Origin of the sequence: Streptococcus sp. oral taxon 058 str. F0407 (assembly GCF_000235485.1) — a bacterium.
Lineage (GTDB): Bacteria > Bacillota > Bacilli > Lactobacillales > Streptococcaceae > Streptococcus.
This window is the reverse complement of sequence record NZ_JH378887.1, coordinates 547,379-557,723: the sequence shown is the minus strand read 5'-3', so window position 1 is coordinate 557,723 and position 10,345 is coordinate 547,379. Positions and strand designations below refer to the sequence as shown.

At 40.2% G+C, this 10,345-nt stretch carries 10 protein-coding genes and 1 pseudogene; 3 read left to right on the top strand and 8 right to left on the bottom strand.

The window, feature by feature from the left end; translation table 11 throughout:
- Nucleotides 1-374 precede the first annotated feature (374 nt).
- Together HMPREF9184_RS04345 and HMPREF9184_RS04340 are read left to right on the top strand one after the other, a co-directional pair.
- Entirely contained in the window at nt 375-1,181 is an 807-nt protein-coding gene (locus tag HMPREF9184_RS04345; protein ID WP_000731902.1) for a peptidylprolyl isomerase, read from the top strand.
- Nucleotides 1,182-1,208: 27 nt separating this feature from the next.
- Nucleotides 1,209-1,448, top strand: a complete 240-nt coding sequence (locus HMPREF9184_RS04340) for a zinc-ribbon domain-containing protein (protein ID WP_000600218.1) — start codon at nt 1,209-1,211, stop codon at nt 1,446-1,448.
- A gap of 42 nt (nt 1,449-1,490) precedes the next feature.
- Here the strand turns inward: HMPREF9184_RS04340 and HMPREF9184_RS04335 are convergent, their stop codons facing one another.
- The 7 genes from HMPREF9184_RS04335 to HMPREF9184_RS04305 form a co-directional block, all read right to left on the bottom strand.
- Nucleotides 1,491-3,032 carry an ABC-F family ATP-binding cassette domain-containing protein gene (locus HMPREF9184_RS04335; RefSeq protein WP_000025371.1) on the bottom strand — a complete coding sequence of 514 codons (1,542 nt, stop codon included), beginning with the start codon at nt 3,030-3,032 and terminating at the stop codon, nt 1,491-1,493.
- A gap of 1 nt (nt 3,033) precedes the next feature.
- Nucleotides 3,034-3,513 carry a VanZ family protein gene (locus tag HMPREF9184_RS04330; RefSeq protein ID WP_000197239.1) on the bottom strand — a complete coding sequence of 160 codons (480 nt, stop codon included), beginning with the start codon at nt 3,511-3,513 and terminating at the stop codon, nt 3,034-3,036.
- 1 nt (nt 3,514) lies between these two features.
- Entirely contained in the window at nt 3,515-4,600 is a 1,086-nt protein-coding gene (rlmN, locus tag HMPREF9184_RS04325) for a 23S rRNA (adenine(2503)-C(2))-methyltransferase RlmN (protein ID WP_000804767.1), read from the bottom strand.
- A gap of 20 nt (nt 4,601-4,620) precedes the next feature.
- Nucleotides 4,621-5,151: a YutD family protein gene (locus HMPREF9184_RS04320; RefSeq protein ID WP_001224373.1), complete on the bottom strand. Its 531-nt coding sequence runs from the start codon at nt 5,149-5,151 to the stop codon at nt 4,621-4,623.
- A gap of 155 nt (nt 5,152-5,306) precedes the next feature.
- Nucleotides 5,307-5,912: a superoxide dismutase SodA gene (gene sodA, locus HMPREF9184_RS04315; RefSeq protein ID WP_000974734.1), complete on the bottom strand. Its 606-nt coding sequence runs from the start codon at nt 5,910-5,912 to the stop codon at nt 5,307-5,309.
- A 69-nt stretch (nt 5,913-5,981) separates the two neighbouring features.
- Nucleotides 5,982-7,019, bottom strand: a complete 1,038-nt coding sequence (gene holA, locus HMPREF9184_RS04310; protein ID WP_033585947.1) for a DNA polymerase III subunit delta — start codon at nt 7,017-7,019, stop codon at nt 5,982-5,984.
- A gap of 33 nt (nt 7,020-7,052) precedes the next feature.
- Nucleotides 7,053-7,988: a dihydroorotate oxidase gene (locus tag HMPREF9184_RS04305; RefSeq protein WP_000255169.1), complete on the bottom strand. Its 936-nt coding sequence runs from the start codon at nt 7,986-7,988 to the stop codon at nt 7,053-7,055.
- Between the two features lie 203 nt (nt 7,989-8,191).
- Here HMPREF9184_RS04305 and gdhA point away from each other — a divergent pair, with 203 nt between their 5' ends.
- Nucleotides 8,192-9,538, top strand: a complete 1,347-nt coding sequence (gene gdhA, locus HMPREF9184_RS04300) for an NADP-specific glutamate dehydrogenase (protein ID WP_000199521.1) — start codon at nt 8,192-8,194, stop codon at nt 9,536-9,538.
- A gap of 290 nt (nt 9,539-9,828) precedes the next feature.
- Here gdhA and HMPREF9184_RS04295 read toward each other — a convergent pair.
- Nucleotides 9,829-10,209: pseudogene (locus HMPREF9184_RS04295) on the bottom strand (ATP-binding protein); the annotation flags it as partial.
- Nucleotides 10,210-10,345: the final 136 nt, after the last annotated feature.

Sequence of the window (10,345 nt, the reverse complement as noted above, 5' to 3'; positions counted from 1 at the left end):
TTTATTTATTTATATAGCATAAATTGATTTCGGAGTCAATTTTTAGAGTAAAAATAATCTTCAAAAAAATTTGATTTTAAAGAATCTATAATTTAACAATTATTAGGACTGTCTAAGATAAAGGCTGCAGATCTGGATCAAGTCCTTCATTACAACTTGACAGAAGAAGAATTAGCAACTCACTTTTCAATTCGTGGCTACAGATTAACTCCTAAGGGAGAGCAGATACAGGAACAGTAACAGGAAATTATAGACCGACATCCGAAGAAAAATCTCTAATAAAGCAATTTTCAGTAAGTTGTCTTATCACTAAAATTTGAAATCGCCTCCCTTTTAGGGTACAATGGTAGAAATGAATTTTTGAGAGGAAAACAATGAAAAAACTAGCAACCCTTCTTTTACTATCAACTATAGCCCTTGCTGGATGTACTAGTATCCAACGTGGTCTCCGTGGTGATGACTATGTCGACTCTAGTCTTGCAGCAGAAGAAAGCTCAAAAGCGGCTGCTCAAGCTGCCAAAGATTTGAATGACGCTTTGACCAATGAAAATGCCAACTTCCCTCAACTTTCTAAGGAAGTTGCTGAAGATGAAGCCGAAGTGATTCTCCACACAAGTCAGGGTGATATTCGCATTAAGCTCTTTCCAAAACTAGCACCTCTTGCGGTTGAAAACTTCCTCACTCACGCTAAAGAAGGCTACTATAACGGAATTACCTTCCACCGTGTCATCGATGGCTTTATGGTCCAAACTGGAGATCCTAAGGGAGATGGTACAGGTGGCCAATCCATCTGGCATGATAAGGATAAAACGAAGGACAAGGGAACTGGATTCAAAAATGAAATCTCTCCTTATCTATACAATATCCGCGGAGCTCTTGCTATGGCTAACACTGGTCAGCCAAACACCAACGGTAGCCAGTTCTTCATCAACCAAAACTCGACAGACATTTCTGCTAAACTCCCTACAAGCAAGTATCCAAAGAAAATCATCGAAGCCTATAAAGAAGGTGGAAATCCAAGTCTAGACGGCAAACACCCTGTCTTTGGTCAAGTCATTGATGGCATGGATGTTGTTGACAAGATTGCCAAAGCTGAAAAAGATGAGAAAGACAAACCAACGTCTGCTGTCACCATTGATAGTATCGAAGTGGTGAAAGACTACGACTTCAGCAAAAAATAAGCCATCTACAGATAAGGAGACGATGACATGATTTTATTTTGGGGTTCTAAAGGTTATCAAAAAGATTTGGGACATACGCAAACTGCAATCGAATGTGGTCACTGTAACAATGTTGACACTTGGGAAATTGTTGAAACAGGGCGCAAATTTACCCTCTACTGGATTCCACTTTTTCCTTACGGCAAAACTTATTTCGTTTCTTGTCCGGTTTGCCACTATGGTAAAGAAATTGAGAAATCTGAAGTTGAAAACTATTTAAATTACTAGTCAAAAAAGCCAAGTCATTTCGACTTGGCCTTTTTAGTGCTTTTAAGTTAACTTGTTAAAGTCCCAGATTTGGTCCATCCAGCCTTCATAGAAGTCTGGCTCGTGGCAGACCATGAGGATACTTCCTTTGTACTCTTTGAGAGCACGCTTGAGTTCATCCTTGGCATCCACATCCAAATGGTTGGTCGGCTCATCCAACACTAAAACGTTGTTTTCACGATTCATCAAGAGACAGAAGCGCACCTTGGCTTGTTCCCCACCTGATAGGACCTGAATCTGACTTTCAATATGCTTGGTTGTCAAACCACAACGAGCAAGGGCTGCTCGAACTTCTGCTTGGTTGAGAGCAGGAAAGGCATTCCAGACTGCTTCGAGAGGAGTTTGGCGATTGCCTCCTTCCACTTCCTGCTCAAAGTAGCCAAGTTCTAGATAGTCGCCACGTTCGACTTCTCCAGCAATGGGAGGGATAATGCCCAAGAGAGACTTCAGGAGAGTTGTTTTTCCGATACCATTTGCCCCGATAATAGCAACCTTTTGATTGCGTTCAAAGGTGAGATTTAGGGGTTTGGTGAGTGGATGGTCATAACCAATCTGTAGGTCCTTGGCTTGGAAGATAAAGCGCCCAGGTGTACGAGCCGGTTTGAAATCAAAGGATGGTTTTGGCTTCTCACTTTGAAGTTCGATAATATCCATCTTGTCCAATTTCTTCTGACGGGACATGGCCATGTTTCGTGTTGCAACACGCGCTTTATTACGAGCAACAAAGTCCTTAAGGTCTGCAATTTCTTTCTGTTGACGTTCATAGGCTGCCTCTAGCTGTGATTTCTTCATAGCATAGACTTCTTGGAACTGATAGTAGTCTCCAGAATAGCGAGTTAGCTGTTGGTTCTCCACATGGTAGACAATATTGATCACGTCGTTGAGGAAAGGAATATCGTGCGAAATAAGGACAAAGGCATTCTCATAGTTTTGGAGATAGCGTTTGAGCCAGTCAATGTGCTCGGCATCCAAGTAGTTGGTTGGCTCGTCCAGTAACAAGATATCTGGCTTTTCAAGGAGGAGTTTAGCCAAGAGTACCTTGGTTCTTTGTCCACCAGACAAGGCTGTTACATCTGTATCCATACCATAATCCATGACACCGAGAGCACGCGCTACTTCATCAATCTTGGCATCCAAGGTATAGAAATCACGACTCTCCAAACGATCTTGGAGCTCTCCTACTTCTTCCATAAGCGCGTCGATATCCGCTCCGTCTTCTGCCATTTCCATATAGAGCTCGTTGATACGGACTTCTGCTTTAAAAAGCTCATCAAAGGCTGTCCGCAAGACATCACGTACGGTTTGGCCTTCTTTTAGCACAGCGTGCTGGTCCAGATAGCCAGCAGTCACATACTTAGACCACTCCACCTTCCCTTCATCTGGTAGCATTTTACCAGTCACGATACTCATAAAGGTTGATTTTCCTTCACCGTTAGCACCGACTAAACCGATGTGCTCTCCCTTAAGGAGGCGGAAAGAAACGTCTTCAAAAATTGCACGGTCACCAAAACCGTGACTTAAATTTTTAACTTCTAAAATACTCATTCTAATTCCTTATCTTATTTTTATGTAGTCCTTTATAGAGGAGCCAAGCCAAATAGCCTCCCAGGGTATTGGTCCACAAATCATCAATCTCAAAGACGCGATTAAAGTCGAAGAAAAAATCTAAAACTAGTTGCGTACACTCAATTCCTAGACTTAGTAAAAAACTGAACAAAATCACTTTCTTAGTATTTCTTAGACCAGGCATAAGATAGAGAAGTTGGAAAATCAGTGGGAAGAGCAAGAGGATATTTAAGGCATTTTGCAAAAATATCCAGAATAGCTGCAGGAGGCTAGTCACTTCACCCAGTTTCCAAAAGGAGTTAAAAGGCGTCAAAAGAAAAACCAGGCGTCCAAAAGTTTGAATACCTGGAGTTTCCACTCCTGTAGGAAGTTGAGGTTGGGGAGTAAAACAAAAACAGACAATGCAAAGACTGTAAATAATCACTCCCAATCTTAAGATTATTTCTCTTTTTCTAGTCATTTTATGGATTTACCGCTGCGACTGCCTTCTGGCGGTCACGTTTCATTGTATTGGAACGCAATTGTCCACAAGCCGCATCAATATCTGTACCATGCTCCTGACGAACCACACAGTTAATCCCTTTTTTCTTGAGGGTATCATAGAAGGCCATCACGCGCTCTTTAGGACTACGGCTATATTGGTCATGTTCACTAACTGGGTTATAGGGAATCAAGTTTACGTAAGATAATTTCTTGATGTTCTTGAGCAACTCAGCCAACTCCAAGGCTTGTTCAACACCATCGTTGACTTCATTCAGCATGATATATTCAAAGGTCACACGGCGATTGGTTGTTTCGATATAGTACTCAATAGCTGCAAAGAGCTTTTCAATCGGAAAGGCACGGTTAATTTTCATGATGCTTGAACGTAATTCATTATTGGGTGCGTGAAGGGAAACAGCGAGATTAACCTGTACGCCTTCATTAGCAAAATCACGAATTTTATGGGCCAAACCTGAAGTAGAAACAGTGATGTGACGAGCACCGATTGCCATCCCCTTGTCATCATTGATGGTACGGACGAAATTCAAAACATTGTTGTAGTTATCAAAGGGCTCACCAATTCCCATGACAACAATATGGCTGACACGCTCGTCCTGACCACGTTCATCAAAATATTTCTGAACCAGCATGATCTGCGCTACAATTTCCCCATTATTAAGGTCACGTTGCTTCTTAATCAATCCTGACGCACAGAAGGTACAACCAATATTACAGCCGACCTGAGTGGTCACACAGACTGACAGCCCATAGTGTTGACGCATCAGTACTGTCTCAATCAACATACCATCTGGCAACTCGAAAAGATACTTAACAGTACCATCAGCCGACTCTTGTACGATGCGTTGTTTCAATGGATTTACCACAAACTGCTCATTGAGCTTGGCAATCAAATCCTTGGAAAGGTTGGTCATCTCTTCAAATGACTGGACACGTTTACGGTAGAGCCATTCCCAGATTTGATCTGCTCGGAATTTCTTTTCTCCTTGTTCTAATACCCATTCTTGCATGGTTTGACGTGTTAAACTATAAATAGACGGTTTCATCTTTTCTCCTTATTCTCTATCTATTTTTGACGAATGACAAAATGGCGCTGTCCCTTGTCCTCTTTCTGAGACTTTTGGTCCTTATGACGACGTCTATTTCTCTTATCCGCATTTGGTTTTCTCTTGTTATGCGAAGGTTTCTTTCCTCTTCTAGGAAGGTTTTCCTCTTCCTTTTTACGCATTTTCTTGTCAAATGACGCACGCTTAGGTGCTTGGTTTTCTAGGACAAAATAAGCACAACCATAACTACAGTACTCTAAAAGATAATCCTGTAAGCGACTGATTTTTTCAATTTTTTCCTCTGTTCGATCGTCTTTGTAAAAACCGCGTAGGCGAAGCTGTTCATTGCTCCAGTCCCCTACGACATAATCAAACTTGGTCAACACTTCTGAAAAGCGCTGATTAAAGACGGTCACATCGAAAGCATCCTTGATATTTTCAACCAAGGTAAAAGCAATCCCTTCAGTCTCAACCTTATCCCCATTTACCTGAAATTCTGGGCCAGGAAACTTGTTATAATTGTATAATTCAGGTGCAATTTCTTTACGCATAGTCTTCCTTTTCCACGATTACTTAACACTCTATTTTACCATATTTTCTAGCAGTTAGCACGTTTCTCATAAAAATGAAAAAAGTCTGACGATTCTGTCAGACTTCTGCCTTATAAACCAAAAAAGAGAAGAATGACTCTTCCCTCTATATTTTATTATTTAGCTGCTGCATAAAGCTCATCTACTTTGTTCCAGTTAATCACTGAGAAGAAAGCTTTGATGTAGTCAGGACGAACATTGCGGTATTTCACGTAGTATGCATGTTCCCAAACGTCCAAGCCCAAGATTGGTTTTTTACCTTCTGAGATTGGTGTGTCTTGGTTTGCTGTTGAAGTCACTTCAAGATTCCCTTCTTTGTTGACAACCAACCAAGCCCATCCAGAACCAAAGCGAGTTGTAGCTGCTGCTGTAAAGGCTGCTTGGAACTCTTCAAATGAACCAAATGTTGCATCGATTGCTGCTGCAAGTTCTGCTGAAGGAGCAGTCTTTTCAGGAGTCATCAATTCCCAGAAAAGAGCGTGGTTCAAGTGTCCACCACCGTTGTTGATAAGCGCTTGGCGGATATCAGCTGGGATAGATTCTACATCAGCAAGCAAGGCTTCAAGGTCTTCACCAATTTCAGGGTGTTTTTCAAGAGCTGCATTGGCATTGTTGACGTAGGTTTGATGATGCTTGTCATGGTGCAAGTGCATTGTTTCAGCATCGATATAAGGTTCCAAAGCATCATACGCGTATGGAAGGTCTGGTAAGATAATAGCCATCTGTAATACCTCTTTTTCTTTCTATATGAAAATGATAACGCAATCATCCTCTTTTTTCAAGTTTTTTGCTCAATTTGCCTCTGTCGCAATCTGCAAGAGCGCCTTTTCAAACAAGTAACTTTTTTCATAGACACCTGTCTTAATCTGGTAGTCCGTTTCAATCAAATAAGAAATCGCTCGCTTGAGAAAAGCCAAGGAAATCCCTCTCGAATCTCTTAATGAGAACTTGATTTGATAAGGATTAGGATTGCGTCCCAAATAAGTCCCCAGACTGCTTACAATCTGCGATTCCGTTTGACCAGCCTCTGATAAGATTTTCACTTGAGTAAAAGTCCGAAATTGTCCTAACATGACAGCTATGAGCTTGATTTCGTCTTCCCCTTGCAAGGTCAAGTCTCTAACCAAATCACGAGCCATATCAATCTTCTTAGTTAAAATAAACTGAGTCAAATCAAAAATATTGTCCTGCAAAGTCTTTGGAATAGCCTCTACAATGTCCTTCTCCTCAATCACTCCGTCCGACTTATAAGACTGTAAAAAGAGGAGATTTTTCTGGATTTCGCTAAATTGAAAACCAGACTTGATAAGGAGATTTTCAAAAGATTTTTCCGCAAACTGCAGACCTTGTGTCTGGCTCCATTTTTGGAAATACTGGCGAAGTTCTTGTTCTTTGGCTTCTACTGCATCAAAAACCTTGGCATCACGTTTGAGAAGTTTAACCAACCGTCTCTTGCTATCCAGTTTTCCTTCTGCAAAAATTAAGAGTTTAGTCGTTGGTGAAGGATTGTCAAGGTATTCCTCAAATGACTTGAGTTCATCATCTGTTAAAAAACGTTTCTTGGCTGTTGTAATATCGACAAAATGGTCTAGTATCACGATTTTCTCATCTGCAAAGAAAGGGAGACTGACTAGCTCCAGTTCCACATCCTTATAGGCTACTTCTTTCATGTCAAAGTAGGCAAAATTGAGGTCGGCTGGATCATAACCAATCTGTTTCAGCACCTGATCCTTCATAACTTCAAACTGACCTTGGTCCGAACCTGTAAATAAGGTCAAGCTAGATAAGTTTGATAGAGATAATGTCTGACTCTCCTCTACTGCTAGCATCTTCTCTCCCTTCTTCTGATTTTTCGATTTCATTTAGTCAATATAGCGCAATTTCCCACGGAAATCTTCTAGGTTTTCGTACCCTTTTTCTGCCATGATTGCTTTTAGTTCATTGGTAATACGCTCAAAAGCACCGACGCCTTCCTTGTGAAGGGTAGTTCCGACCTGCACCATACTCGCACCACAGAGGATATGTTCAAAAGCATCACGACCTGTTAGAACACCACCCGTTCCGATGATTTGGATTTGAGGATTTAAACGTTGGTAGAAGGCGTGCACATTAGCAAGAGCAGTCGGTTTGATGTATTCTCCACCAATTCCACCAAAACCATTTTTAGGACGAATAACGACCGACTCGCCTTCTATATAAAGGCCGTTTCCGATAGAGTTAACACAGTTAACAAACTTGAGTGGATATTTGTTGAAAATAGCAGCCGCTTGGTCAAAGTGGACAATATCAAAATAAGGTGGCAATTTGATCCCAAGAGGTTTGGAAAAGTAGGCAAATACTTCTGCCAAGATACGGTCTGTTGTCTCAAAATCATAAGCAATCTGAGGTTTTCCTGGAACATTTGGACAAGAGAGATTAAGCTCTGTCAGTCCTTTAAACTCACTCTCTTGTACTTTTTTCAAGATGGTATGTGTTTCTTCTGGAGACATGCCAACTAGAGATAGGAAGAAAGTACGGTTTGGCTCTTTTTCCTGCAAGTCCAAAAGATAGTCCAGATAGTAGTCTAAGCCATTATTTGGTAAGCCCATGGAGTTGATAGAACCAAGTGGAACATCCTGGTAACGTGGCTCAGGATTGCCCTGACGAAAGTCCAAGGTCGCTGTCTTCGTGACAAAAGTACCTGCTGCTGAGTTTTTAACCCCTTCAAGCTCTTCTATCGTCATACAAGCAACACCCGCCGCATTCATCAAGCAATTGTCAAACTCAAAGCCAGCTATTTGTGTTTTCGTTGATACCATGATTCTAATCCTCCAGATTCCTTTTATTTCTAATATTATACCATACTTTAAGATTTTCTCTTTGAGAAACTAATTTCAATATAAAACGTTCGGTTTTGTGAATTGAAAGAATTTTTAGAAAATTTCTGTTTTTTTCTTTACACTCAAAAAAAATTCTGCTATAATGGCTCATGTAATAAAATATAACAACAAAGGAGAACGATATGACATCTGCTAAAGACTATATCCAAAGCGTGTTTGAAACTGTAACAGCTCGTAATGGGCACGAGGCTGAATTTCTCCAGGCGGTTGAAGAATTCTTCAGTACCTTGGAGCCTGTCTTTGAAAAACACCCTGAGTATATCGAAGAAAACATCTTGGCACGTATCACTGAGCCTGAGCGCGTGATTTCTTTCCGTGTTCCTTGGGTTGACCGTGATGGAAAAGTTCAAGTCAACCGTGGTTACCGTGTTCAATTCAACTCAGCTGTTGGACCATATAAAGGCGGACTTCGTTTCCACCCAACTGTAAACCAAGGGATTTTGAAATTCCTCGGATTTGAACAAATCTTTAAAAACGTCTTGACTGGACTTCCTATCGGTGGAGGTAAAGGGGGATCAGACTTCGATCCTAAAGGAAAGACTGATGCTGAAGTGATGCGCTTCTGCCAAAGCTTCATGACTGAATTGCAAAAATACATCGGACCATCACTTGACGTCCCAGCCGGTGATATCGGTGTTGGTGGACGTGAGATTGGTTACCTTTACGGACAATACAAACGTCTTAACCAATTTGATGCGGGTGTCTTGACTGGTAAACCTCTTGGATTCGGTGGTAGCTTGATTCGCCCAGAAGCAACTGGTTACGGTTTGGTATACTACACTGAAGAAATGCTTAAAGCTAACGGTAACAGCTTTGCTGGTAAAAAAGTGGTTATTTCAGGTTCTGGTAACGTTGCTCAATACGCTCTTCAAAAAGCAACTGAACTTGGTGCTACTGTTATCTCTGTGTCTGACTCAAATGGGTATGTCATCGATGAAAATGGTATCGACTTCGATCTTTTGGTTGATGTTAAAGAAAAACGCCGTGCTCGTTTGACTGAATATGCAGCTGAGAAAGCAACTGCTACTTACCATGAAGGTTCTGTATGGACTTACGCTGGTAACTATGATATTGCTCTTCCATGTGCGACTCAAAACGAGATCAACGGTGAAGCAGCGAAACGCTTAGTTGCTCAAGGTGTTATCTGTGTATCTGAAGGTGCTAACATGCCAAGTGACCTTGATGCTATCAAAGTCTACAAGGAAAACGGAATCCTTTACGGACCAGCTAAAGCTGCCAACGCTGGTGGTGTAGCCGTTTCAGCCCTTGAAATGAGCCAAAACAGCCTTCGCCTTTCATGGACACGTGAAGAAGTTGATGGCCGTCTCAAAGACATCATGACCAATATCTTTAATACAGCTAAAACAACTGCTGAAACATACGGTCTTGGTACCGATTACCTCGCAGGTGCCAATATCGCTGCCTTCGAAAACGTAGCCAACGCTATGATTGCGCAAGGCGTAGTTTAAAAAACAAATTACAGAAACTGACTACCCAGACGGGCAGCCAGTTTTTTTCAATTCTTAAAATTCAAAATTCTAATAGCCTTTATGCAAAAAGATAGAATGCTAACTTTCTCTTCATATAGGCTAATGTTTTTAATATATTTTTTGTCTATTTTTGAAAAGACAATAAAACTACTCTACTATAGAGTATCATTTCCCAGAATTCATAACTTAAACCTAATATTATGTTATAAAACAGTAGATTGTATTTATTATATCTGGCACCTTAAGAAGTAAGAAATATAAATTAAAATTTAAAACTCTTTTTCCAATTCTCTTTCAATAGCTTTCCGCTTGCCATCTATTAGTTTATCCAAGTACAGTAGCAAATTAATATAGTCTATATCAGTTTCAAATATCTTTTTAATTCTTTCTAGGAGTTCTTTTTCTAATTCCAACACCGGAACGTGACTACCAGTAAAAAAATGTGAATAGGGAATAAAATGTATTTCTTGGAATGACTTCTTACCAAATCCTTTAGCTCTGAGAAGATTAAATAGTATTAGTTTTTGATTGTTGTTTTCTAAAAATTCTACACCTAGATTGACCAATCTAATTGCAGATTGCTCATTATTTGTTTCCTCCAGTATTTCTAATATGATTTGACTGTCATTTTTTATGATATCATCAAGCATTTATTTCTTTAAATGATTCATAAATTATTATGCTTAGATTTTATATTGTAATTTCATACTTTTTTAATATCACGATTATATTTTTTTAGATGAAATTATCTCGTTCTTTAAATTTATTTTTGAATTAAAGTTAGAT